Annotated in this window: 21 protein-coding genes and 1 pseudogene; 21 read left to right on the top strand and 1 reads right to left on the bottom strand. The window is 45.8% G+C overall.

Annotation, left to right across the window (positions count from 1 at the left end; all coding sequences use genetic code 11):
• Positions 1 to 211 precede the first annotated feature (211 nt).
• A complete protein-coding gene (locus DW826_RS18235; protein WP_181968042.1) occupies positions 212 to 451 on the top strand; it encodes a hypothetical protein in 240 nt (79 codons plus the stop codon).
• A 3-nt stretch (positions 452 to 454) separates the two neighbouring features.
• Positions 455 to 1,093 (top strand): hypothetical protein, encoded by a 639-nt coding sequence (locus DW826_RS18240; protein WP_181968043.1) that lies wholly within the window; start codon positions 455 to 457, stop codon positions 1,091 to 1,093.
• A gap of 201 nt (positions 1,094 to 1,294) precedes the next feature.
• On the opposite strand, the gene DW826_RS10320 is transcribed toward DW826_RS18240, so the two are convergent.
• Positions 1,295 to 2,074, bottom strand: coding sequence for a YwaF family protein (locus tag DW826_RS10320; RefSeq protein ID WP_117552671.1), 780 nt, complete (start codon positions 2,072 to 2,074; stop codon positions 1,295 to 1,297).
• Positions 2,075 to 2,395: 321 nt separating this feature from the next.
• On the opposite strand from DW826_RS10320, the gene DW826_RS10325 reads away from it, so the two are divergent.
• The 19 genes and pseudogenes from DW826_RS10325 to rpmE all read left to right on the top strand — a co-directional run bounded on the left by DW826_RS10325 (position 2,396) and on the right by rpmE (position 24,720).
• Positions 2,396 to 3,577 (top strand): acyltransferase, encoded by a 1,182-nt coding sequence (locus tag DW826_RS10325; protein WP_117552672.1) that lies wholly within the window; start codon positions 2,396 to 2,398, stop codon positions 3,575 to 3,577.
• A gap of 830 nt (positions 3,578 to 4,407) precedes the next feature.
• Positions 4,408 to 4,815: a C-GCAxxG-C-C family (seleno)protein gene (locus DW826_RS18245; RefSeq protein ID WP_021905635.1), complete on the top strand. Its 408-nt coding sequence runs from the start codon at positions 4,408 to 4,410 to the stop codon at positions 4,813 to 4,815.
• Between the two features lie 276 nt (positions 4,816 to 5,091).
• On the top strand, positions 5,092 to 5,532 hold the full coding sequence (locus DW826_RS10335) for an RbsD/FucU family protein (RefSeq protein ID WP_117552674.1): 441 nt from the start codon (positions 5,092 to 5,094) through the stop codon (positions 5,530 to 5,532).
• 17 nt (positions 5,533 to 5,549) lie between these two features.
• Positions 5,550 to 6,641 carry a sialidase family protein gene (locus tag DW826_RS10340; RefSeq protein ID WP_117552675.1) on the top strand — a complete coding sequence of 364 codons (1,092 nt, stop codon included), beginning with the start codon at positions 5,550 to 5,552 and terminating at the stop codon, positions 6,639 to 6,641.
• Positions 6,638 to 7,864: an MFS transporter gene (locus tag DW826_RS10345; RefSeq protein ID WP_117552676.1), complete on the top strand. Its 1,227-nt coding sequence runs from the start codon at positions 6,638 to 6,640 to the stop codon at positions 7,862 to 7,864. Before DW826_RS10340 ends, DW826_RS10345 begins: the two co-directional genes overlap by 4 nt.
• A gap of 405 nt (positions 7,865 to 8,269) precedes the next feature.
• Positions 8,270 to 8,515, top strand: a pseudogene (locus tag DW826_RS18630) (ABC transporter permease); the annotation flags it as partial.
• Positions 8,516 to 8,533: 18 nt separating this feature from the next.
• On the top strand, positions 8,534 to 9,223 hold the full coding sequence (locus DW826_RS10350; protein WP_242994084.1) for an ABC transporter permease: 690 nt from the start codon (positions 8,534 to 8,536) through the stop codon (positions 9,221 to 9,223).
• A gap of 14 nt (positions 9,224 to 9,237) precedes the next feature.
• A complete protein-coding gene (locus tag DW826_RS10355; RefSeq protein WP_117472454.1) occupies positions 9,238 to 10,104 on the top strand; it encodes an ABC transporter permease in 867 nt (288 codons plus the stop codon).
• A gap of 20 nt (positions 10,105 to 10,124) precedes the next feature.
• Positions 10,125 to 11,795 carry an ABC transporter substrate-binding protein gene (locus DW826_RS10360; RefSeq protein ID WP_117552678.1) on the top strand — a complete coding sequence of 557 codons (1,671 nt, stop codon included), beginning with the start codon at positions 10,125 to 10,127 and terminating at the stop codon, positions 11,793 to 11,795.
• A 29-nt stretch (positions 11,796 to 11,824) separates the two neighbouring features.
• Complete coding sequence (locus DW826_RS10365; protein ID WP_117472450.1) at positions 11,825 to 13,240, top strand: M20/M25/M40 family metallo-hydrolase; 1,416 nt, start codon at positions 11,825 to 11,827, stop codon at positions 13,238 to 13,240.
• Positions 13,241 to 13,259: 19 nt separating this feature from the next.
• Positions 13,260 to 14,243, top strand: a complete 984-nt coding sequence (locus DW826_RS10370; protein WP_117472448.1) for an ABC transporter ATP-binding protein — start codon at positions 13,260 to 13,262, stop codon at positions 14,241 to 14,243.
• Positions 14,244 to 15,245: a dipeptide ABC transporter ATP-binding protein gene (locus tag DW826_RS10375; protein WP_117552679.1), complete on the top strand. Its 1,002-nt coding sequence runs from the start codon at positions 14,244 to 14,246 to the stop codon at positions 15,243 to 15,245.
• A gap of 49 nt (positions 15,246 to 15,294) precedes the next feature.
• Entirely contained in the window at positions 15,295 to 17,103 is a 1,809-nt protein-coding gene (locus DW826_RS10380) for an amidohydrolase (protein WP_117552680.1), read from the top strand.
• 19 nt (positions 17,104 to 17,122) lie between these two features.
• A complete protein-coding gene (locus tag DW826_RS10385) occupies positions 17,123 to 18,028 on the top strand; it encodes a PfkB family carbohydrate kinase (RefSeq protein WP_117552681.1) in 906 nt (301 codons plus the stop codon).
• 374 nt (positions 18,029 to 18,402) lie between these two features.
• Positions 18,403 to 20,466, top strand: a complete 2,064-nt coding sequence (locus tag DW826_RS10390) for a hydantoinase/oxoprolinase family protein (protein WP_117504605.1) — start codon at positions 18,403 to 18,405, stop codon at positions 20,464 to 20,466.
• 1 nt (position 20,467) lies between these two features.
• Positions 20,468 to 22,207 carry a hydantoinase B/oxoprolinase family protein gene (locus DW826_RS10395; protein ID WP_117552682.1) on the top strand — a complete coding sequence of 580 codons (1,740 nt, stop codon included), beginning with the start codon at positions 20,468 to 20,470 and terminating at the stop codon, positions 22,205 to 22,207.
• Positions 22,208 to 22,238: 31 nt separating this feature from the next.
• The gene (locus DW826_RS10400) at positions 22,239 to 23,237 is read left to right on the top strand and encodes an SIS domain-containing protein (RefSeq protein ID WP_021905624.1); all 999 of its coding nucleotides are present in this window, start codon (positions 22,239 to 22,241) and stop codon (positions 23,235 to 23,237) included.
• Between the two features lie 314 nt (positions 23,238 to 23,551).
• Positions 23,552 to 24,289 (top strand): GntR family transcriptional regulator, encoded by a 738-nt coding sequence (locus tag DW826_RS18860; protein ID WP_278286575.1) that lies wholly within the window; start codon positions 23,552 to 23,554, stop codon positions 24,287 to 24,289.
• A gap of 221 nt (positions 24,290 to 24,510) precedes the next feature.
• The gene (gene rpmE, locus DW826_RS10410) at positions 24,511 to 24,720 is read left to right on the top strand and encodes a 50S ribosomal protein L31 (RefSeq protein ID WP_015552500.1); all 210 of its coding nucleotides are present in this window, start codon (positions 24,511 to 24,513) and stop codon (positions 24,718 to 24,720) included.
• The last annotated feature ends 212 nt before the right edge of the window (positions 24,721 to 24,932 follow it).

Below are 24,932 nucleotides of genomic sequence, written 5' to 3' on the forward strand. Positions count from 1 at the left end.
GGTCCATTGTCTTATTGAAAGGAATATGTTATCTTAGAGCCAGATATAAAGATCAATGTCTTTATTATCTCAGGCAAAGTTTCTATACATCTAAAATTCTAAATTTCTTAGCTGAAAACAGCATCTGATGGCTCTTTGCTAAACACCCAATGAAAACAAGCAGGGAGGAATCGGAAAGATCTTCCTGCCGCACACAGGAAAGGAAGATTGAATGAAAGAAAATGGACAGAAACTTGCGTCCTTCAAGGATGCAGGAGTGAATCTGAGTGATTTTGCACTGTTTCTATCGGTGATGAAGTATCCAGAAGCACATGAAAGCGTACTCAGTATTATCATGGATGAACCGGGCTTGAAATTGGCGCGGGTCCATGTAGAAGAGGTCGTTCTAAATGCCATAGGAAAAAGGGCAATTCGGCTGGATGCGTGGGCAGAGTCGGAAGACGAGCGCTAATTTGTGACAGAGATGCAGAATGACACCCAGAATGATGATGTTCGCAGGAGATCCAGATTTTATCAGGGCCTACTGGATACACCGATTCTGAAGGCGGGGAAGAAGACGAAATACCGGGAATTACCGTCCACGATCGTCACATTTATTACTCAGGAGGATATTTTCGGACTGGACCGGGCAATGTATACATTTACAGAGCAGTGTGAAGAGATACAGGGACTTCATCTGGGTGATGGAACAAAAAAGATTTTTTTAAATATGTCCAGTAAAAATGGACGGGCAGAACTGGTCAGTCTGCTGCAATATATGAAAAAGAGTGAACTTGACAATCCGGAGATCCTGGTTCGGGATGAGAGAATTATGAATCTGAACCGGATCGTAGAAGAAGTCAAGAAATCGGAAGAGTGGGAGGATGTCAGGATGAGCATTTATTCGGTTGGAGTAGAAGATGGAATAGAACGAGGGGAACATCAGGCAACACTTGAAATGATTTTACGTTTGCTAAAAGAAAAAGGAAGAGTATCAGCGACTCTTGAAAAGAAAATCCGTGACGAGGAGGATAAGGAACACTTGTATTGTCTGGTAAAGTTAGCTGCGAAAGCGGGTTCTGTTAAAGAATTTGAAAAGCTGATGAATGAATAGTCTTACGTTGGGACGTATTTCAAATGAATCATCTTCGTTCGACTGTGATGGTTTTATTATACTATAAATACCCAAAGATAAGAAGCAGCTGGTCAGTAAAAAAGCAGATATATCCATACCTGCTTTTTTACTAATATCCAAAGATCATAAAGAACCAAAGAATGGAATGGCAGATCGGTCTTTTATTTATGCGAGGAACGTTTAGACAAGCCGTGACGAGATTCTATGCATTAGAAATCCGCCCACTATCATTGAAAGAACATACAGCAGATTTCCACAGAAGATACCGAGCGCACAGGCAATCTGGTGGAAAACCGGCTGCGAGGATGGGTGGAATGGGGATATGTAGAACATGTCGGCATCAGCGGTGGGACCTGCGGCGATGTTGATCACGCAGGCGATCAGGCAGCAGAGGAGAAAGAACGGGAGAATTTCCAGATAGTCCCGCCGTGTATGTCCGGCACTGCCTGACATGCAGGATAAAAGCCCCAAAAGGAGCAGGATAAAATGCCAGATAAACCCGTGCAGCGTCATCGTCCAGTACGGATGCATGAGCCCCGGTGGAACGGCCAGAGCCATGATTCCACCAAGCAGACCGAAGTCCTGGAGAAAAGTTGCGGCGCGGCGGAGTGTCTGTCCGGAGCGCAGGAGCGGTGCTGCCAGGCAGATGTACATGGGGACGCTGCAGAGCTGGAATGGAAAGTACCACCAGTTGAAGTGGCTGTCAAACTCGATGACATATAAAAATGCCTGCTTATAGAGCTCCATGAGAGCGAGGAGCACCCCGCAGGAAAAGAGAATACGGCGAAAATACGGTTCGGGAGCTGATGTGGACCGTATTTTTTTTCTGAAGATCCGGGCAAAAAAGACCGCAAGTCCTGCGCCGAACAGTGTCAGAAGAATATGAAAGGCGGAATAGGGCGCCGGGGGCGTCATCGGCCATGCGGTCACGCGCAGGATGGATTCGAAAAAAGCGTACATAAATAAAGAAACCTTCTTTCAAAGTTAAAATTCGCAGGTAAAGAAAAATATTGTATGCCGGAGTGTATACAAAGTTAAAATACGCTGTAAGATGGAAAGCGCGGTGTTGTGTTTTAAAGCACCTGTACTGAGCTAAATATTAGTGCGGATTTCTGGTTATGTCAAATGGAATACTGTCATGCACAGGACATTGTCAAAACGGTCAGCCGGTCATTATGTATTTTCCTCCGGTCTGCGGGGCAAATACATGGAATGACTGAACACTTACTGGAAATGTCAGATGGGATATGATAAGATAAAAGAAAACTGCGGGGAGTGCGTATGGTGACAGGCAGCGGAGAAAGACGGTTTCATGATCAGATATCATGGCTGATGTTTTTATTCAGCATATTTGTGATATGGGTCCACTCTTATAATGTGGATCTGTTTTCCGGTGGGGCGCGGGATGTGATATGGAGTCTTGCGGACCGGATCGAAAATTTCGTGTCGGTGGGACTGGGACAAATCGCCGTTCCTGGCTTTTTCCTGCTGTCCTCCTACCTGTTTTTCCGGAATTTTTCTTGGGAGAAGCTGACCGGAAAATGGAAGAGCCGGGTATTCAGTGTCCTGATCCCTTATGTAGTCTGGAATATCATCTACTATCTGGGCTATATGGCAGCATCCCGGTTTCTCGCCATACGATCCGTGGTCGGACGTGACATCATTCCATTTTCCGTGCAGGAGATCTGGCGGGCAGTCTCACAGTATGCGTATGCGCCGATCTTCTGGTATCTTTATCAGCTGATCTTCCTGATCATCGTGTCACCGCTGATCTACGCACTTGTTAAGAATCGGGTGACCGGTCTTTTCTGGATCGTGGGCCTTGTATTTGCGGTTCATCTCCATCTGGATATGCGCCATCCGAATACGGACGCCCTGCTTTACTATTCGGTTGCTGCATACTTTGCAGTCCATCGGCGCGGGCTGGTGGAGAGAAGTATGGAGGAAGAAGCAGCCGGGTGGAAGGAAGATCATGGAACGAAAGAAAAGAAAGCTGCTCCAGAGGACAAAGATGGAAATACAGCCAGTGTCATCCCGGACTATGTGAGAAGGCGCTGTTTTGCAGAAGGTCTGGCGGGAGTCGTGATCTCTGTATTTTGTTACCGGAGGATGATGGCGCCTGAAGCAGCCGTCCTCTGGACCTGCTTTTATCGTATGGCTGTGCCGATGACGTGCTGGGCCTTTGCCTGCGGAGTGCGTCTTCCGAAGATCCGTCCATGGATGCGCCAGAGCATGTTTCTTTATGCGATCCATTTTATCGTCGTACGATTCGTAAACAAAGGAACTGCCGCCGTGACGAGAAGTCTTGCAGGTACGACAACAGCCGCCGGAATCTCTCTGGTCGTCTATTTCCTGCTTCCGGCAATCGCAGTTATTGTCTCTTACATTCTCGCAAAATTCCTCGTCCGCTTCCTGCCGGGGGTGTGGAGAGTATTGTCCGGAGGGAGAAAACTGGAAGGATAGGGGGGAATAAGAACTGCAGAAAATCCGTTACTGTCTGCGTACCGCATGAACAGCAGCACGTAAAATTCAAACGTTCTTTTTTGTAAAAAATGCTAATAGTATTTCGATAAGAAATCCACTATACTATCAGTGAAAGAGTTAATCTTTCCTTCGCATATGAGACGAGTGACGGTTCTGACTCGTCGGTAAAATAAAAAGTGACCGAGCGATGAGACGAGTGACGGTTCCGACTCGTCGGTAAAATAAAAAGTGACCGAGCGAAGAATCTTTGAGGGAGGAGAAATCCTCCCTTTTCTATACCAGTCTATTTTTCTTAGGGGATTCTTACCATGAATACATCAATTGAATTTTGTATAAAGAAATTAAGCAAAAAATTTTATCAGAGGTATCCATCTAAAATGTATGAGGAAATTCTAAGTAAAGAGGATAGACCATATTCATGTCTTCTTGTTAAACAATATGGATATTTTATATGTGTACCGTTTCGGACTGAAATACGTCATAAATATGCGTATCATTTCCAAGCATCGAAAAGATCGAGAAAGCACCATTCTGGGCTGGATTTTACAAAGGCGGTAATTGTCGCCAATCAAGAATTTATAAACGAGGATATCGCTATTGTTGATCAGGACGAATACAAAGAAGTTATATATAATATTGAAAAGATAGTAGAATCTGTGATAAAATTTGTTGATGATTATGTCGAACATATAAAAGGAATAAAAAAGCTTCATGAAAGAGAATTTGGACGTCGATATCATTTTTCATCATTAAAATACTTTAAGAGAGAATTGGGACTTAGTCAGAAAAAAGAACCGGAGGAAGAGGATATGCTGAGAGATAACGTAAAAAAATACTATCTGGAACAGGATTACAATTGTGCGGAGACGATCTTACGATGTATTGACGAGGAATACGGGATCGGTCTTACGGAGGATGATTTCAAGCTGGTCAGTGCGTTTGGCGGCGGCATGGGATGCGGCTCCTCCTGCGGTGCATTATGCGGCGCAATGGCAGCGCTGGGACGGCTGACGGTGAAGACCCGTGCCCATGCAACCGATGGTTTTAAGGATACATGCGCGGACCTTGTAGATGAATTCCGAAAGAAGCTTGGAAACACAGACTGCTCAGAGCTGGTAAAGATCTATAAGAAAGACGATGTACGCTGTCTGGAAACCGTCTGTCTTGCAGCAGATGTGTTTGAAGAGTTTTATAATACATTGATTGCAGAAAAGTGAAAATAACCTGGAAAATCAAGAAAAAAGCCCCAAAGCCTTGTAAACTGTTGATATAAACAGCTTACAGGGCTTTTTCTTATGTAACAGGAAATTCTGATGGGACGTCCTGTTGGACAAAAAGGCATTAACATACCACCAAAGATGCATCTTCTTTTTTTAATTTTAAATGTTATTAAAAAAAGAAAAAAGAAATATTGACCTTTTTTTCAGATTCCTCTATACTGGTCATATAAAATAATGATGTTATATAACGTATTTAGCGAAAGGAGAAATTAAATGATTAAACACACGGTGATCAATGCGGAGCTTGGATATGCGCTGGCGACAGCGAGACATAAGGATGCGATCGTGATCTGTGACGCGAATATGCCAATTCCGGATGGATGTAATGTGATCGATGTCTCTCTCGTGCGGGGAGTTCCGACGCTGGTGCAGACGATGTGCGCGATCCTGAATGATCTGGTTGCGGAGCGCTATGAAGTATTTGAGCTGATGCCGCAGTACAATGATGCGATGTATCAGAAGATCCAGTCTCTCGTGCCTCAGCTTCCGGGCGGAACGATCAGCCAGGAGCGCCTGATGGAGATAATGAAAAATGCTAAGGCAGTAGTGCGGACTGGAGATTTTGGCAGCTGCTGTACAATGGTTTTATATTCCACGTCCGGAAGGGACAAGTATGTAACACAGTTTAACTGTGATTTTCCAATGCAGGAGTAAAGTGGGGAGGAAAAATGATGGCGGAGAAGACTTGTGTTAAGGTTTTGGTGGAGGAAAATGGGGAACATGGCTTTGACTCTTACCGTGTCCCGGGAATCGTTACGGCTTCCAACGGGGATCTGCTTCTGGCATATGAGGGCAGGGAAGCCGGAGGAAACCGCAGAACTTTATTCTTCAGGAGATATCAGATAAAGGACGGACAGCCGCAGCCCGCAGGAGAGCGGATCACAATGGTATCACCGAAAGGAGAAGAACTTCTTCATAATCCTTTACTGATCGCAGCACCGGAGGGAAGAGTATATTTCTTCTGGTGTCAGGACTATCAAAGATTGTTTCTCAGGGAAAGCCGTGATAATGGGGAAACCTTTGGAGAGGAGCGTGAGCTGACATCTCTGATCGACGGTTTCCGAAAGGAATGGCCGGTGACGCTGTGGGCCATTGCTCCGGGACATGGAATCTGCAAAAAAGACGGAACCCTGATACTGCCGCTGTGGCTGAGCCGTGGAGAGAATGCGCACCTCCCGGCCTGCTTTGCCTGCCTTTCCAGCGATGACTGGGGTGGGACGTGGCACTGCAGCAATACGGTTCCAGCGGAGAATGGAATCGGTGATCCAACCGAGAGCTCCGTGGCGGAGCGGAGCGACGGAACTCTGCTTGCCACCATGCGCCATGAGATCCCGGGAGTGCGGAGAAGAGCGTTCTGTGAGAGCAGAAAAACGGAGAAAGGACAGGATGCGGTCCGGTGGGGAGCACCATGGCTGAACGAAAAACTTCCGGATCCGATCTGCGGCGGAGCGCTGCTTGCACTTCCAGACGGACAGATGGCTTTTGTCAACTGCGCTTACGGAGATGAACCGGCACTGGAGCGCCAGAAAAACGGCGAGGCGGTCCGGTGGAGTCTTGACGCCCGTCAGAAACTGACGATCCGCATCAGTGCAGATGATGGAAAAAACTGGGACGATGGTTTCCTTCTGGCAGAAGAGGGCGGGGCGTCTGACCTGGCGGGAACAGGTCCGGTGTACTGCTTCTATGAAGAAGGATGGCAGGACGGTAACTGTATTTTTAACAGGAGGTTACTGCTGGCATCTGTTCCATTGGAAGTTTTATGATGAGACGCGAGAGGGCCGCTGGAATAAACAGCGGCTCTCACTATACGGTTCTGTTTTTTTCTGCATACTTTATTTACTATGCCGCATACTGCATATTTTCCAGCTATACGGTCCTGTTTTTGACGGAACGCGCCTACAGCGCCACGGTCTGCGGAATCATCACCAGCCTGACATTTCTGGCAAATCTTCTGATGGAGCCGGTGGGCGGTTATATCACGGACACATTTCTTCCAACAAGGCGGTATCTTCTTCTGCTTATCGGAATGATCTCAGCGCTGTGTATCTTCTGTACAAAATATATGGACCAGCCCTGGATCATGCTTCCTGGGATGGTCCTGTCTGCCGGGATCGTTTATCCGTTCAGTCAGCTGATGGATGCCTGGGTCAATATCAGCCGGGAAAAACAGCCGGATCTGATCTACAGCCGGGTTCGTGCCGGCGGGTCCATCGGGTATGCGGTGATGTCGGTGATTGGTGGATATTATTTTAAACACAGAGGCTGGGATGACTATTTTCTCGTACAAATGGTGATATTTCTCTTCATGATCCCATGTCTCCTTCTTCTTCCAGATACCAGTCTCGGGAATCGCCGGAAACAGGAGGAGAAAGAGAAAAGTCTCTCCTTTTTCCAGGCATTTCATACTCTGGTGCAGAACCGTCGTTTTCTGTTCTGGCTGGGGATCATCACATTTTACTGGTTCAGCCACCGTCTGGTGGGAAGCTTTCTCTCCCTAATCATCGTGGAACTGGGCGGAGATGCGGAGACATATGGAAATGTCTGTGGGGCAGGAGCGGCAGTGGAGTTTGCAGGTCTTATGCTGCTGGCTTTTGCATGGAAAAAGAAGAATTCCCATGCCCTTTTGGGAATGGCGATCGCTCTGATCACAAATCTCCTCAGACCGCTCTGCTTTCAGCTGTTTTCCAGTACATGGGCCCTTTATCTGGGGCAGATGCTGCAGTGTGCCAGTTTTGCGTTCTACATGAGTGTCAGCGTGGAGTGCTTTGCGGAGGCAGCGGATGAGCGCCTGCGCAGCTTCAGTATTTCAATGGGACTGACCGTCAGCAGTGTGGTGGGAACAGTCCTTGCAAACCTGGTGGGAGGCAGACTGTGTGATATGTTCTATCCAGGGATCCTGATTCTGGTTAGCTTTGCTCTGGGATTCCTGAATTCAGCTGTATTTTTTGCAGAACGGTTATACCACAGTATGGAAAAACATGGCTGAAGAATTGTAAAAATTACATTACTGTACACGTGGTATGCATTTTCTGAACTAAAAATAAAAAAGAATAGAAAAATGTTGATTGTTCACAATTTATTTATACTGAATCATATAAAGCCATGATGTTACATAATGTATTGTATAAACATGAAATCAAATGGTCAGCCATGCGGTGATCCGTGCAGAATCCGGATATATATTTTCGATGGTGCGGCATAAGGATATGATCGTTCTTCGGTACACTTTGTGAAAAAAATCCGGATAACAGAATCTGACTTAAAAAATATGTCAGAGTACAAAATTATTTGACAAATCAGCACTTGAATGCTAATATAGACGTATCTAATATTATATAATGTTATATAGCATATGCAAATGTTTACATGATCAATGGAAGGGAGAAATAGAATGAAAAAGTATGTATTACGGCGTGCTTTGATAGCAATACCAATTTTCTTTGGAATTACAGTTCTGGTTTTTTTAATTTCTTCTATGGCGTCCGGAAGCCCATTAGAGTTGTTGCTCAACAACCAGAATATTTCAGCGGCAGAAGTTGAACGACAGCGGATAAAGCTTGGTCTGGATCAACCGTTGTATATCCAGTATTTCACCTGGATCAAAAACTTTTTCCAGGGAAATCTGGGAGATTCATACAGAACAGGACAGCCGGTAATGCAAATGATTTTGGAAGGTCTTGGTCCGACAATTCTGTTGACCTTTGCGGCAGTGATCATTGCCTGTCTGATCTCAATCCCATTAGGAGTTCAGTCAGCAAGATATCAGAATAAAGGCTGGGACAATGGTTCGTCGGTATTTTCATTCCTGGCGACTTCAACTCCGAGCTTCTTCCTGGCATTGATTTTTTTATATGTTTTTTCAGTGAAATTAAAAGTGCTTCCTATTGGCGGCATGTACGATGTTGGAAAAAAGGAGACCATAGGTTCATTATTGCGCCATTTATTTATGCCGTCGGTCGTCCTGGCAATGCAGCTAGTGGGAAGCCTGATCCAGTATACAAGAAGCAGCATGCTGGAGGTTATGAGGGAGGATTTCGTCAGAACAGCACGATCAAAAGGAATCAAAGAAAAGAAAGTTATAATAAAACATGTGCTGCGAAATTCTTTGATACCGGTGGTTACATATCTTGGTATGGAAATACCGCTGCTGATTGGCGGAGCAGTTGTCACGGAGCAGGTTTTTTCCTGGCCGGGAATCGGAAGCCTGATGATCAAGTCCATAGATGCCAGAGATTATCCGGTTGTTATGGGGATTACAGTGTTGGTCGCAATTGCGGTGCTGGTATTTAATATTTTAACAGATCTTGTTTACGGAATTCTTGATCCACGGATCCGGTATAATTAAGGGAGGTGAGAAAGGTGGAAGATAGTAAAAAAGAGTCGAAAGCGAAAAACTTTATCAAGAGGTATTGTAACAACAAATTGGCGGTAATCGGTTTTTTCACACTGGTGCTTATCACACTGATCGTTATCATAGCTCCTCCGTTCCTTCCGTTTTCGGAAGCTGAGATCGATCCGTTGGCATTCAATATGCCGCCTAGCGCGAAACATCTGTTGGGAGGAGACGATGTCGGCAGAGATGTATTAAGTCGATTACTTTACGGTGGCCGGGTGTCTTTGGCAGTTGGAATTTTTTCCACGGCGGTCAGCGTGATTGTGGGAATTCCTCTGGGTATGCTGGCAGCATTTTATCGTGGGGCATTTGAAGTTGTGGTAATGCGTTTGTCAGATATTTTCATGTCATTTCCATCCACGATTCTGATTTTGTTTCTGGTATCCATGTTTGGCCCGTCAATTATCACCGTCACGGTTGTGATAGGTGTGCTCGGATGGCCGAAATTCGCAAGACAGATTTATGGAAGTGTTTTGAGCATAAGAGAAAAGGATTACATTGAAGGTGCTGTGGCGATTGGAGCAAAAGACAAGTTGATCATTACCAGATATATCCTTCCGAACGCGGTCGCTCCGATTTTTATTTCCATTACATTTCGGATCGCCTCCGCGATTATTTTGGAATCTTCGTTAAGCTTCCTTGGAATGGGTGTTCAGCCGCCGGCTGCTTCCTGGGGAAATATGCTTTATAATGCACAGTCCATCACGATCTTGACCAGCCGTCCATGGATGTGGGTTCCGCCGGGACTGGCACTGGTAATCACAATTCTTTCGATTAACTTTATTGGAAACGGTTTGCGGGATGCGTTAGATCCGAAAACAGCAAAAAAATAATTATAGGAGGAGAAAAGAAAATGAAGAAGACGACAAAAATGCTGGCAATTTTATTAGCGGCAATGACAGCGCTGTCCGGATGCGGAGGAAGTGGTACAACGACCACACAGACAGAAGGGAAAACGGAAACAACGGCTGCAGCGGAAAAAACGGGAACAGAAACAGCGCAGAAAGGTCCTAAAGATGAAGTAGTAACTATGGCAGTTATTTCTTCCTGGGACACATTGAATATTTACAATACGTCAGGAAATTACGGAAACGCGGTAGCAGATCAATTATTTGAACGTCTGGTTACAAGAACACATGATGGAGTTATCGAACCCCGCCTTGCGACTGAGTGGCAAATAGCAGATGATAACAAGTCGATGACTTTCAAATTAGCTGAAAATGCATTGTGGCATGACGGAGAAAAACTGACGGCAAATGACATTGTATTTACCTGTAAGGCAATGACGAATCCAGATGTGGATAACTATTATCGTTCCGCGTTTAATGTGTTAGCGGGAACCGATGATGACGGCATTGCAGCAGACACAGATCAGGTAGGTGTAGAAGCTGTCGATGATTATACGGTAAAATTTTCATTTAAAGAGCCGAAGGATCAGGATACTATTTTAAACGCATTCTTAAGCTTCCTTTATGTTCTTCCGGAACATATTTTAGATACTGGAAATTATGCGGATATCAATAACTCTTCTTTCTGGACAAGTCCAGTTGGTGCCGGACCATTTAAATATGTGAAAGATACTGCAGGTGAGACTTTAGAGATGGAAGCATTTGAAGACTATTATCAGGGATGCCCTGATTTTAAGACATTAGTCGTTCGTGTTGTGCCGGCAGCAAACCTGACAGCAGGACTCTTAAATGGAGATATTGATGTGGTTGGCATGGGAAGTATCCCGTTATCCGACTGGGCAACTGTCAAGAGCTCAGACTCTCTTGTGGCTGCTTCTGTAGAAGATTATTCTTATCAGTATATGTTATTTAATCTGTCTGACGAGGATCCTGATTTCCAGGACGCGAAGGTGAGAAATGCATTTGATAAAGCGATCAACAAACAGGTGATGGTTGATCAGCTGATGCTGGGAGAAGGTCAGGTTGCTGTCGGACCGATGCCAAAATATCATCCGTATTATGATGAGAACCTGAAACCTAATACATATGACCCGGAAGCAGCAGAGACAATGCTGAAAGAAGCAGGATTTAATTTTGACAAAGAGTATCTGATGATCGTTCCGAAAGGAAATCAGGTAAGAGAGCAGTCTGCGCTCCTAATCCAACAGGACCTTGAAAAAATCGGTGTGAAAGTAAAAATTGAGACATATGATTTCACTACATTACTTCAGATGCTCCGCGAAGGAAAAGCTGATTTAGGTCTTCTCGGAGGCGGAAGTAATATCGATCCGAACGAAAGCAGCGTAATTTTAAAACCGAATGACGCAAGAAACTATTCACTTGTAAAAGATCCAAAGTGGTTTGATCTGGCTAACGAAGGCGTTTCTAAAGTAACAAAGGAAGAGCGGAAAAAGTGCTATGACGCATATCAGGAAGCATTAGTAGAAGATCAGCCGTATATCTGGTTATACCATCAGAATGATTTATGGGCATATTCAAAACGTTTAGCAGAAGTTCCGATCGAGAATTTTGTATGGTTTAATTTCGAAGTATGGAAATGGAAACTTGCAGATTGATCCGTGGACGGAAAGGAGATAGCATAGCGATGGAAGGACCGAAAATCGAGGAAGTATTGACATATCTTGACGAGAATTTTGATAATGATTTAAAGGCTGTCCAGGATTTTATGCGTATGAAATCCATTTCAGCGACAGGGGAAGGTATCCGGGAAACAGCGGAACGCGTGAAGGAAATGATCGAAGAGTGCGGCGGCACCTCTGAGCTGATTGAGACACCTGGTAATCCCATTGTTTACGGCCGCATTGATGAAAAAGCAGAGCACACGCTTCTTATCTACAGCATGTACGATGTGCTTCCGGCTGAGGAGCCTGACTGGATTTCAGATCCGTGGGCAGCAGAAATCCATCCGTTCAGAGATTACGGAGACTGCATTATCGGTCGTGGTGCAGTAAATACAAAGGGACCGACAGTCGCTTTCTTCAGAGCGATAAAGGCATATAAAAAAATTGCCGGAAAACTTCCGGTAAACCTTGTATTCCTGATAGAGGGGGAGGAGGAACTTTCCTCCAAATCCCTCCAGGAGTTCCTGGAAGTCAACAAGGATAAATTTAAAGACTGCGATGCAATGTTTTTCCCATCATTTGGAGAGGAAAACAGAATTGCTTCCATCTTTATGGGGGTGAAGGGAATTGTAAGCTTTGAACTGAAGTCAAAAGGCGGAGACTGGGGCGGTCCGACAGACCGAGGGATCCATGGCGCTTTTGCAGCCTGGGTTGCGAACCCTGTGTGGAGAATGACAAAAGCGCTCTCATCGATGATCGGCGAGAATGAAAATGAAATTTTGATCGATGGTTTTTATGATGGAATCTTACCATTGGAAAAGGAAAAAGACGAGGCTTTGGCTGCTTCCGCGGACCTTCTGGATGAAGAAGAGTGGAAAACAGCGTATGACGTCAAAAAATTCAAGTGGGACTTAACCGGTCTGGATCTGTGGAAAAAGATGCTGACGGTTCCGACTCTGAATATTGATGGTATCAAAGGCGGCTATATCGGTGAAGGTTCAAAGACACTTTTACCGCACGAAGTAACGGTTAAGATGGATATCCGCCTTGTTCCGGGAATGAAGCCGGACGAAATGCTGAAGAAAGTACGGAAACATCTGGATTCCAGAGGCTTCCAGGATATCGAGATCGAGGAGTATGGAAAGCCATATGATCCGTCCAGCGTACCTTATCATTCTTCTTCTGTTCAGACCTTGAAGAAAACATATGAGCTGATGGGAACAAGACCGCAGATCTGGCCCTGGAATCCGGGTTCCGCACCATATTTCCTGTTCGAGAAGATATTGGGGATCCCATACGTCACAGGCGGTATGGGACATGGATCCAGGCAGCATTCCAGCAATGAATACTGCACAGTCAAAGGAGTACTGGATTTCGAAAAATCCATGATATATTATCTGAAACTATTCCCTGAATACGCGGACAGCAAGAAAAAATAGATGCGGGGAGGAATGTGTAATGAAGGATGATGTAATATTACAGGTAAAAGATCTGAAAACATATTTCTTTGATCGAACTGGAAAAGTTCCTGCTGTCGATGGAGTTGATTTCACCATACGAAAAGGCGAAACCCTTGGTATCGTAGGCGAGTCGGGATGCGGAAAGAGCGTTACATCGATGTCAATATTAAAGCTATTGCCTCCGGAAGGAAAGGTTGTAGATGGGGAGATTATCTTTAAAGGGGAAAATATTGTGAATTATTCTGCGGAGCAGATGGAAAAAATCCGTGGAAAAGAAATCGCGATGATTTTTCAGGAGCCGATGACATCGTTGAACCCGGTCTATACAGTTGGAACCCAGATTTCAGAAATGATAACTGCCCATGAGAAAGTCTCAAAAAAGGAAGTAAGAGAGCGCGCTATCGAAATGCTCAGGCTTGTAGGTATTCCGTCTCCCGAGAAAAGAGTGGACGAATATCCACATGAACTGAGCGGAGGAATGCGCCAGAGGGTTATGATTGCCATGGCGCTGTCTTGCAATCCGGAACTTTTGATCGCAGATGAACCGACAACGGCTCTTGATGTGACGATCCAGGCGCAGATCTTAGATTTAATGCGTAAACTACAGAAAAAGCTGAATACATCTATTATGATGATCACGCATGATTTGGGTGTTATTGCGGAAATGGCTGATTATGTGCTTGTGATGTACGCGGGGAGGGTAATGGAATATTGTGATGTCCATTCCCTGTTTAAAGATCCACTGCATCCATATACGCAGGGTCTGATCAGCGCACTTCCTAATATTAACGATCAGAAGGACAGATTATATGTGATAAAAGGAAATGTTCCAAGCCTGTATGACATGCCTGCCGGATGTGGATTCTGGCCTCGTTGTCCTTATGCGACGGAGAGATGCAAAACAGAAGTTCCCGATTTATATCAGATAGGTGATCGCAAGGTACGATGCTTTTTACATGAAAATCGAAAGCAGGTGGTATAGGTGGCAGGGAATTTATTAGAAGTACGAAATTTAAAGAAATATTATTCAGTTAAGTCTGGTTTTCTGAATAAGGACTGCCGCAGCGTAAAAGCCGTGGACGGCATTAACTTATCGGTAAAGCAGGGAGAAATTCTTGGAATTGTCGGAGAAAGCGGCTGTGGAAAGTCAACACTCGGAAGAAGTATTTTACGATTGATAGAGCCAACAAGCGGGGAAGTCATTTTTGAAGGCACTAATATCTGCGGATTAAAGAAAGAAGAAATGCGTCTGAAACGCAGGGAAATGCAGATCGTGTTTCAGGATCCGGGCGCCTCGTTAAATCCAAGATTGACGGTTGGCGAAATTATCGGAGAACCGCTCGAAGTGTTTCATATCTGCGAGGGCAAGGAAAAAGAAGAGAGAATTTATAAGCTCATGGATTTGGTTGGGATTAACCGTGCGTATATTAATCGCTTCCCGCATGAATTTTCCGGTGGACAAAGACAGCGTCTTGGGATCGCAAGAGCACTGGCGGTGAATCCTAAATTGATCATTTGTGATGAGCCAGTATCGGCACTGGATGTCTCCATACGAGCGCAGGTGTTGAATCTGATGAAGGAATTGAAAGACAAACTGAATTTGACTTATATCTTTATTTCTCATGACCTCAGTGTTGTACATCACATCTGCGATCGCGTGGCTGTTATGTACCTGGGACGGGTTGTGGAGATAGCAGATAAAAAACAGATATATGAGAATCCGGTCCATCCATACACAAAGGCTCTGTTGTCGGCAATTCCAATGCCTGATCCGGAGGTAAAGCGGGAACGGATCATTCTTCAGGGAGATGTCCCAAATCCGGCCGATCCCCCATCAGGATGCCATTTTCATAAGCGTTGTCCTTATGCAAAAAAAGAATGTTCAGAAACAGTACCGCCGTTTGTAACAGTTGAACCGGGACATCAGGTATTATGTTGGCTGGCAGAAGAGCAGCAGTCAGAAACAAAGCATGAAGAAAAATGACGTGATGTGACCAAACAGGGATATTTGCATGGATGGAGGAATGGAAACGATGAACACACAGGAAAGTATTCTGAAGACAATTGAAGATAAAAGGGAGCAGTATATTCATGCTGCTCTTGATATCTGGGATTATGCGGAACCAATTTTTGAAGAATATAAATCTTCTGCCCGCCTTTCAGCACTTCTTGAACAGGAAGGCTTTTCCGTGACAAAAGGGGTTGCCGGTCTGCCGACCGCATTTATTGCCTCTTGGGGTGAGGGAAAGCCCGTAATCGGGTTCATGGGAGAATTTGACGCGCTTCCAAATCTGAGCCAGAAAGCAGATTCCGTTGAAAGAGAACCGATCATCGAGGGTGGACACGGTCACGGGTGTGGTCATCATACTTTGGGAACAGCGGCTGTCGCTGCTGCAATCGCGGTGAAAGACTATTTAAAGGAAAACGGAATAAAAGGAACCGTCCGTTTTTATGGATGCCCGGCCGAGGAAGGCGGTGCCGGAAAAGTGCTGATGAAACAGGCTGGAGTATTTGATGATTGCGCCGCAGCGATCAGTTGGCATCCGACAGACGATAACGGTATATGGTCGATCAACTTTCACGCGCAGCAAAAAGTAATTTACAGTTTTAAGGGAAAACGCGCTGCTGATGCGCTGCAGATCTTTTTGATGGGCGCGACAAATGTCAGACATTATCTTGATCCCTGCTTTGTCGTACGTTCCACAATTCTTTCACCGGGCGATGATGCAAACGATGGAGAAGTGCCTGAAGCCCGGATTCTATATGCATATCGCGCTCATGTGAGTAGTCAGGTCAAAGAAGGATTTCAGCTATTACATATGGCAGCATACGGCGCGGCTGTCATGACCGGATGCGTATTGACGGCGGATTATAAGACAGGAACAACTGAGCTGCTTCCGAACCGGACGCTGGAACGCACTATGTATAAAAAATACCAGATAGTGGGCACTGTTCCAATGACGGAAGCAGACTGGAAATATGCAGAACATATGCATCAGTCTCTTCCGGAAAACGGAGAACAGGCAACCTTCGATTTAATGCGACTGTTGTATGAGGAACAGGCAGAAGATATTATCAGGCAGGTGAAAGGAAAGCCGTATAATGATGTATTGTATCCTTTCCGCGAAATTAATATCCATAAGCCTGGTTCAACAGATATTTGCGATGTAAGCTTTGCAACGCCTACTGTACAGTGTGTGGCAGCGTGCTATATAAAGGATACGTTGGGACATTCCTGGCAGGAGGTTGCCCAAGGGCGCAGTGATATCTGCATGAAGGGAATGCTGGTAGCGGCAAAGGTAATGGCACTGACGGGAGCTGAGTTATTTGAACAGCCGCTTCTTTTGGAGCAGGTTCGGAAAGAGTTTGAGGAAAAGAGAAAAGCATATTCATATCTGCCGCTCCTTGCAAGGAAAACTGTAGAGAACGGGGAAATGTCTGCACAAAAAATGGATATGGAGAGGAAGCTGTCTGATTTTAACAAGTCCCGGAAAGTGCAGGTAGAGTTTACTGGTCTGTGTGACGATGGATTAGCACAAAGACAGACAGGTAAAGCCCTGTCCAAAAATGGAAATGCATTAGAGGCGCTGGAATTTTTCACTCTGGGTCTGGCATATGGGAACAAAGATATATTCGATAAGGTTGGCTATGAGACGAGAATCATGGAAACAGGCGATGAGGATATGGTTAAGGTTCCGGAACTGACGAAGATCCTGGTGACTGTAAAGCAGCAGGAAGACATTCGCAGTGATGATCTCAGAGAATTTTTTACAGGTGTGGACATGGTAGCCACAGGGGCGGCAGAAGTGACTGGCTGCCAGGTAAAATTTTTATTTGAGTAAAAAATAAGAGGATACAAAAATGGTTAAGGTTTTGGGTTTGGGTGACAATGTGTGTGATATCTACCTGAATGAGAGGACGATGTATCCAGGTGGGCAGGCAGTTAATTTTGCGGTATACGCAGGTATGCTTGGCGTAAAATCAGATTTTATGGGCGTTTTTGGAAATGACGCGATTGCCGGTCATGTGAAGGCATCACTCGACGCCCATAGCGTTGGATACAGCCATTGTCGCAGCTATGCCGGAGAAAATGGTTTTGCGAGAGTGATGATCGTCGATGGGGACCGTGTGTTTAAGGGAAGCAATAAAGGCGGAGTAATCCAGAAACATCCGATCCGTCTTGAGAAAGAGGATCTTGAGTATGCGGACGGATTTGATCTGATCCACACGACAAACAATGGATTTACGGATGATCTGCTTCCTGATCTGCATGTGCTTTCACCATTTGTAAGCTACGACTTTTCTTACCGCTGGAATGAGGAGGACCGTGTGGACCGTGTCTGCCCGTATATTGATTTTGCGTTTCTTTCCTGCAGCGATTTAAGCGATGAAGCAACGGAAAGGTTGTGCGGAAAACTGCATGAAAAAGGCTGTGGGGTTGTGACAGCTACCCGCGGAAGCAAAGGTGCGACAGTTTATGATGGACACCATTTTTACCGTCAACTGCCGGACTATGTGATCCCTGTGGACACAATGGGGGCGGGAGACAGCTTTGCGACGGCCATGTTGGTGACAATTTTGAAAAAATTAGAAGAGGAGTCAGAAGCAAATTGGGAAGATCCGGAAATAAGAATGAAGATTTTGCCAGTAGCATTGAAGACTGCCGCAGCTTTTTCAGCAAAAACATGTCTGATCAAAGGCGCTTTTGGTGGAGGCGTTCAAGTGCCGGATTCTGTATATGAGCAGGTGTATAAAGATTTATCTTAGTCGAGAAGACTCCCACCTCTTTTAGGTGGTGAGTCGTAGCAAATTTGTCTCAGTGTGAGTTAGGTCTCCGACTAAGATAAATGCTCCGCGAGGATGCACAGTGATTCTGATAGGAATATGTCGGCTTCGCTGACAAGAATCACGCGCCAAGTCTCACGGACATTCGACTTGAAAGAATCGGAGTAGCTTGTTATGAGAAAGAAATGAAGAATAGTATTGACAAATGGTCAAAAATAAAGTATTTTATCATTAAAGAATATATGACGATATATAACAATACAAGCTGTATGAAATCAATATGAAGCAGCGGACATGCAAATAGTCATGCCCGGACAGAGCAGCTTACAAACAACCAATACATGGGAGGAAATAATATGTCTTATATGATTGGCGTAGACGTTGGAGGAACGTTTACAGATTTCTCTGTTTTTGATCAGGAAACCGGCGAATTGTTCAATTATAAGGACAGTTCTACACCGGCAGACCCGTCCAAGGCAATTGTAAAAGGTGTGCAGGATGTATTAGAGATAAAGAAGGCAAAACCGGAGACAGTCAGCTATCTGGCACATGGTACCACAGTAGGAACCAATGCGCTGATCGAAAAGAAAGGCTGCCGCCTCGGTCTTATCACCACAAAGGGATTTAAAGACCTGATGGAGATCGGAACACAGCGCCGTCCGTCTCTTTACAACCTTCAGGCACAGAAGCCGTATCCGTTAGTTCCGTCTGGCTTAAACTGCACCGTTACAGAGCGTATCCGCTATGACGGCAGCATTGAGACACCGCTTGATGAGGAAGAGACCAGAGAAGTGGTCCGCTACTTAAAAGCCCAGGGAGTTGCTGCTATCGCAGTGTGCACCCTCTTCTCCTTCATCAATCCGGTTCATGAGGAAAGAATCGAAGAGATCATTCATGAGGAGTTCCCGGAAGCTTACGTAACGATTTCCAGCAAGCTGGCACCGGAGTTCCGTGAGTTCAGCCGTATGAGTACAACGGTCATGAACAGCTACTTAGGACCGGTTATGAAGAAGTATGTAAACAACTTCCGCGAGTCTATCGCACAGCTCGGCATCAAGGTTGAGCCGTATGTAACACAGTCCAACGGTTCCATCATTTCCATTAAAGAGACGATCGACTGCCCGATCAAGACCGCGTTATCTGGACCGAGTGCCGGCGTTATCGCAGCGGCTTATATCGGCAAACAGTGCGAAGCAGACAAGATCATTACATTCGATATGGGCGGTACCAGCGCAGATATTTCCCTGATCGAGAACTATACACCGCAGGTATCCAACGAGCGTTACGTTGAGGGATATCCGGCAAGAATCCCGATGATCAACATCATCACCATCGGTGCCGGCGGCGGCTCCATCGCAAAGATCGATGACGGCGGCGCGTTAAAGGTAGGACCGAAGAGTGCCGGCGCAACTCCTGGACCGGCATGCTACATGCGCGGCGGCGAGAATCCGTGCGTAACAGATGCAAACATCGTCTTAGGAAAACTGAACCAGAAGAAGATCCTCGGCGGCAGAATGGACGTGGATATTGAACTGGCAAAGAATGCGATCAAGACAAAGATCTGTGATAAATCTAATCTTGATATGAAACGTGCAGCAAACGGAATCATCACCGTAGTTAACTCCAACATGGTCCGTGCGATCCGAAGCGTATCCGTAGAGAAAGGCTACGATGTCCGCGAATTCAGTCTGATGGCATTCGGCGGCGCAGGTCCGCTCCATGCGTGCGAAGTAGCAAAAGAACTGGGAATGAAGGAAGTTCTTATTCCGCCGCATCCGGGCACACTCTGCAGCTTAGGTTTACTCTTAGCTGATACAAAGTTTGACTTATCCAGAACAAAAGTTATGAACGGTGAGGCTGACAACTTAGACAGCATCAACGAGCAGTTTGACAATATGGTAGAACAGGGAACCGGTCTTTTAGACAAAGAAGGTGTTCCGGCAGACCGCCGTTACTTTGAGTTTGCTATTGATATGCGTTATCAGCGTCAGAACTTCGAGATCAGCATTCCGGTACCGGCTGGAAAGATGACAGAGGAGACATTAAAGAAAGCACTGGCTGATTTCCATGCAGAGCACAAGAGAAGCTACGGTTACTGCAAGGAAGACGCAATCGTTCAGTTTGTAAGCTACCGTGTTTCCGCGATCGGCGTGATCGACAAACCGGATCTTAAGGCATCAGAGCTTCATCCGGAAGCACCGATCCCGGCACCGATCGAAGTCCGTCAGGTCCTCTTCCAGAACAGCGACGAGTATATTGAGACTCCGGTATACTTAAGAGAAGAATTCGTTCCGGGTCAGGCGATCCCAGGTCCGTGTATCTGCGAACAGATGGATACCACACTTGTAGTGCCGAAGGGCTGGACGATCCATGTAGATGGATATCATAACTTAAAGATTCGTGATGAGGAGGAGAAGTAAGATGGCAAAGCAGATCGATACCGTAACTGTTGAGGTTGTCCGCAATCTCCTGATGTCCATTGCTGAGGAGACTTACGGAATCATTGTCCGCAGTGCATACTCCACCAATATGAAGGAACGCCGTGACGTTTGTACGGCTGTGATCGATCCGGATGGAAACAGCGTTGCGCAGGTAGAAAGTTTAGCTGCACTGTTAGGCTCCATGCTGAGTGTAGTTCCAAATATTTATGAAAAATTCGGAAAAGAAAATGTCCGCCCGGGCGATATGTTTATCGCTAACGACCCGTATCACGGCGGCGGCAACCACCTGCCGGATATTGTAATCGCGGCTCCGGCCTTTGTAGGCGACAAGCTGGTGGGCTGGATCGCAAACATTGCCCATCATTCTGATATCGGCGGTAAAGTACCGGGCTCCACATCCGGTGACGCTGACAGCTTATTCCAGGAAGGTATCCGTATTCCGGTGATCCGTATCCGCGAAAATAACGAGACGATCAGCAGCGTTCTTGATCTCCTCCTTGACAATACCCGTGTTCCACAGGAACGTGAGGGAGACCTGACTGCACAGATGTCTGCAAACCTGATCGGTGTGCAGAGAATCCAGGAGGCATATGCCCGCTACCAGGATGACCTGATTGCGTGCATGAAGGAACTGGTAGGCTACTCCGAGCGCCGTGTCCGCGCTGTCGTTGCAGAGCTTCCGGACGGCGAGTATAACTACACGGACTATGTAGACGGCTGCGGAGACAAATATCCGGATCCGCTTCCGATCAAAGTAAAAGTAACCATCAAGGGCGACAATTTAACGATCGATTTTACAGGAACTGCAGATCAGATCAAAGCTCCGATCAACGTACCGTATCCGTGTACAAAAGCGGCAGTATTTTTCGCAGTAAAAGCCCTGATGGGCGACGATATCCCAGCCAATGAGGGAATCAACCGTGCGATCAAGATCATTGCTCCGAAGGGCTGCATTGTAAATCCGACAGAGCCGAGCCCGATCGGCGCGCAGATCGACTGCCAGCAGAGAATTCCGGACGCGATCTTCGGTGCCCTCGCTCCGATTTTCCCGGATACCGTAGTTACCGCAGGAAACGGCGCGTGCACCACAACGATCTTAGCAGGTGAAGGTGCGATCGGTACAGACAGCGTATTTATCTTCCATGAGGTTATCGCCGGAGGCGGCGGAGCTTCCAAGGGCTTAGACGGTCTGTCGGGTGTTCAGGTAAATATGACGAATACATCCAACATGCCGATCGAGGCAACAGAGATGGAGTTCACGAAGATCCTTGCCAGAAAATATGAACTGAAGGAAGATACTGGCGGAGCAGGTCAGTTCCGCGGCGGTCTTGGAATTGAGCGTGAGCTTGAAGTACTGCAGGATGATGTGGCATACACAGGACTCGGTGATCGTCATAAATTCCATCCGTGGGGACTTGCAGGCGGCAAAGAGGGCGCAGCAGGCGCATTCTACCGCGTTGCGACAGACGGCACCGTCACAAAGATGGGCCATAAGACGACAAGCTTCCCGTTAAAGAAGGGCGATGTGATCCGTGTTACAACACCTGGTGCCGGCGGTTACGGTGATCCGATGAAACGTGATCCGGAAAAGGTATTGAAGGACGTTAGAGAGAAAAAAGTATCTGCAGAGGCAGCAAAGAAGGAATACGGTGTGGTTGTTGTATCCGATGGAGTTGATTACCATGTAGATGAGCAGGCAACCAAAGCACTCCGTGAATAAAAATCAATTGTAAGAAAGAGAGGATATTCCTATGATCAAAGGGATGCAGGAAGTCATCGATGTGATGACAAAGGCAAAAGCAGATCTGGATAAAAACGGCGGCTTAAAGCAGGTGATCTTTGTAGCCTGCGGAGGCTCTTTCGCATCTTCCTATCCGGCACGCTTTTTATTAAATCAGGAGAGTTCCATCCGTGTCCAGGGTTACAACAGCAGCGAGTTCGTCAATGCAACCCCGAAGAATGTAGATAAAAACACTCTTGTGATCGGCACATCCACAAAGGCGACGGCAGAGACCGTAGAAGCGCTGAAAGTGGCTAAGGCAAAGGGTGCGGTCACCATCGGATTATCCGGCTACGCGGATTCCCTGACAGCCCAGACAGCTGATTATTATGTAACATATTATCACGCAGACGAGTGGTATAAGGACCCGACACTTGTTCATTACAACAGTCAGGGTACAGCATTAAAGATCGCGTTCTGGCTCTTAAAAGAGTACGATAATTATGAGGCATATGATCAGGCTCTGGAAGCTTTCGAGAAGTTAGAGACGATCTACGGTAAGGCATACAAGGATGTGCGCGCGGAAGCAGCAAAATTCGCCATGACATATAAGGATGACACCGTATGGAACGTAATGTCCAGCGGAGCTGCATGGGAAGTTTCCTATTCTGACGCATTCTGCTTCTTCCAGGAGATGCAGACCGTTCACTGTGTTCCGATCCACTCCGGTGAATATTTCCACGGCGCATTTGAGACATGCGACAAGGATCTGGCAATTCTGTTATTTAAGAGCGTTGGACGCACACGTCCGGTGGATGAGAGAGCCGAGCGCTTCTTAAATCAGTTCGGCGGACATCACTGGATTATTGATGCCGAGGAGCTGGGCTTAGGCGAGTTGGATGAGAGAGTTGCAGAGTACTTTAACTCTCTTCTGTTCCACCCGATCTCCAAACAGTTCATCTCCGCGATGGCAGATGTGAGAATGCATCCGATGACCTATCGTCGTTACATGTGGAAATTTGATTATTAATTGCTCATTAATTTATCTCAGTCAGAGAAGACTTTCACCTCTTTCAAGTGGTGAATACTGGTAAATGCGTCCCCGTGGGAGCCCAGTCTCACAGCTGTTTGACTTGAATTACAAATGAGATATAAGACAGGTTGATGCCTACGGAATGTGGATGTCAGCCTGTTTTGTGTTTGAGAAAAAAATTAGAAATACAAGGCGAAGAGAAAAAATATCTTGCTATCTAATAGTACAAATAGTATTATAGTATATATAACATTATATATCTAATTAGTATAATTAACTGCTCTGAAAAAATGGGGTAGAAGGAGGGGTGTATGGAAATAAATATGAATCCAAACAGCATTGTTCCGTTATATGTACAGGTCGTAGAATGTCTAAAACGCGATATTGAAAACGGAGTATACAATGCAACAGGAAGAATTCCAACGGAGGCGGAACTGGCAGAACAGTATAAAGTGAGCCGGATCACGATCCGCAGAGCTGTGGATGATCTGGTAAGTCAGGGACTGGTCGAGAAAAAACAGGGAAAGGGAACTTTTATCTGTCGCCAGAAATTTGCGAAAGATATTAAAAACCTTCAGAGTTTCTCAGAGATGTGTCATCATATGAATATGAAACCGGGCGGACAGATGCTGGAGAACAAGCTGGTTCGCGCTGATGAAAAGATTCGGAAACAGTTAAATCTGGAGCCGGGAGCATACGTGATCTATATTTCCCGGCTGCGGACAGCCGATGGTGAACCGGTGACGATCGAGAGAAACTATTTCCCAGTGAAATACTCATTCCTCCTGGAGAAGAAGTTTGATGATAACTCTCTGTTTGAATGCCTTCAGGAGGAGGCGAAGGTGCGTGTTATCACGTCAGAAAAGCAGATCGAGTTATGCCGGGCCACAGCAGCAGAGGCAAAGTTGATGAAAGTAAAGAAAGGAGCTCCACTTCTATATATTAAGAGTGTTGCCTATACGTACGACAGGGAACCTCTCTACGCGGGTGCCCAGGTCTTTAACGGTGAGGTATGTTCCCTCTATGTCTGTGAATCTGTAGAACAGTAGCAGCGGGAAGTGGAAAAATGATGGGCTGCCTGCGGTCATTGTGGATAACCTGCAAAAATCATGAAAAACCGCGGAAAATATACTTGCATTAGCAGTATGCATATGCTATAATTATTAAGCTGTTCTGGCGGAACAGGACATATGGCTGAAAACGCCGTATTATATTATTAACGTAACGTGACTGTCAGTCATGTACCAAAAATTTTAAAGAGGTGAAAATCATGAAACAGGGAATCCACCCAAATTACTATCAGGCCAAGGTCGTTTGCAACTGCGGTAATGAATTTGTAACTGGTTCTACCAAGAAAGACATTCACGTAGAAATCTGTTCCAAATGCCATTCATTCTATACTGGTCAGCAGAAGGCTGCTTCCGCTCGCGGACGTATCGAGATGTTCAACCGTAAGTATGGTATGAAAACAGACAAATAAGGTTTGATTAGTGAAAGGTTGAGCTTTTGGATAACTCTGAAAACTCAGCCTTTTTTGTCATACAGGGAATCAAGGAGAAAAAATCAACGCAAGCTTGCTTGCAGGGGATTTTTTCTCTTTGATTCCCGCACAAACATGAACAAGCAGCCATTTTTCGTAAGAAAAATGAGCGGATTATGAATGTTTGTGGAGAATCGCGGGAGCACGAAGTG

This window comes from Clostridium sp. AM34-11AC (assembly GCF_003435375.1).
GTDB classification, from domain to species: Bacteria; Bacillota; Clostridia; order Lachnospirales; family Lachnospiraceae; genus Pilosibacter; species Pilosibacter fragilis.

Excerpts from the sequence above, each read along its gene's own strand:
- DW826_RS10340 (WP_117552675.1), top strand. The coding sequence starts at position 5,550 with ATGGCGGAGAAGACTTGTGTTAAGGTTTTGGTGGAGGAAAATGGGGAA.
- DW826_RS10380 (WP_117552680.1), top strand. The coding sequence starts at position 15,295 with ATGAACACACAGGAAAGTATTCTGAAGACAATTGAAGATAAAAGGGAG.
- DW826_RS10370 (WP_117472448.1), top strand. The coding sequence starts at position 13,260 with ATGAAGGATGATGTAATATTACAGGTAAAAGATCTGAAAACATATTTC.
- DW826_RS10335 (WP_117552674.1), top strand. The coding sequence starts at position 5,092 with ATGATTAAACACACGGTGATCAATGCGGAGCTTGGATATGCGCTGGCG.
- DW826_RS10395 (WP_117552682.1), top strand. The coding sequence starts at position 20,468 with ATGGCAAAGCAGATCGATACCGTAACTGTTGAGGTTGTCCGCAATCTC.
- rpmE (WP_015552500.1), top strand. The coding sequence starts at position 24,511 with ATGAAACAGGGAATCCACCCAAATTACTATCAGGCCAAGGTCGTTTGC.
- DW826_RS18245 (WP_021905635.1), top strand. The coding sequence starts at position 4,408 with ATGCTGAGAGATAACGTAAAAAAATACTATCTGGAACAGGATTACAAT.
- DW826_RS18235 (WP_181968042.1), top strand. The coding sequence starts at position 212 with ATGAAAGAAAATGGACAGAAACTTGCGTCCTTCAAGGATGCAGGAGTG.
- DW826_RS10360 (WP_117552678.1), top strand. The coding sequence starts at position 10,125 with ATGAAGAAGACGACAAAAATGCTGGCAATTTTATTAGCGGCAATGACA.
- DW826_RS10320 (WP_117552671.1), bottom strand. The coding sequence starts at position 2,074 with ATGTACGCTTTTTTCGAATCCATCCTGCGCGTGACCGCATGGCCGATG.
- DW826_RS10345 (WP_117552676.1), top strand. The coding sequence starts at position 6,638 with ATGATGAGACGCGAGAGGGCCGCTGGAATAAACAGCGGCTCTCACTAT.
- DW826_RS10400 (WP_021905624.1), top strand. The coding sequence starts at position 22,239 with ATGATCAAAGGGATGCAGGAAGTCATCGATGTGATGACAAAGGCAAAA.
- DW826_RS10385 (WP_117552681.1), top strand. The coding sequence starts at position 17,123 with ATGGTTAAGGTTTTGGGTTTGGGTGACAATGTGTGTGATATCTACCTG.
- DW826_RS10365 (WP_117472450.1), top strand. The coding sequence starts at position 11,825 with ATGGAAGGACCGAAAATCGAGGAAGTATTGACATATCTTGACGAGAAT.
- DW826_RS10350 (WP_242994084.1), top strand. The coding sequence starts at position 8,534 with ATGCAAATGATTTTGGAAGGTCTTGGTCCGACAATTCTGTTGACCTTT.
- DW826_RS18860 (WP_278286575.1), top strand. The coding sequence starts at position 23,552 with ATGGAAATAAATATGAATCCAAACAGCATTGTTCCGTTATATGTACAG.
- DW826_RS10390 (WP_117504605.1), top strand. The coding sequence starts at position 18,403 with ATGTCTTATATGATTGGCGTAGACGTTGGAGGAACGTTTACAGATTTC.
- DW826_RS10325 (WP_117552672.1), top strand. The coding sequence starts at position 2,396 with ATGGTGACAGGCAGCGGAGAAAGACGGTTTCATGATCAGATATCATGG.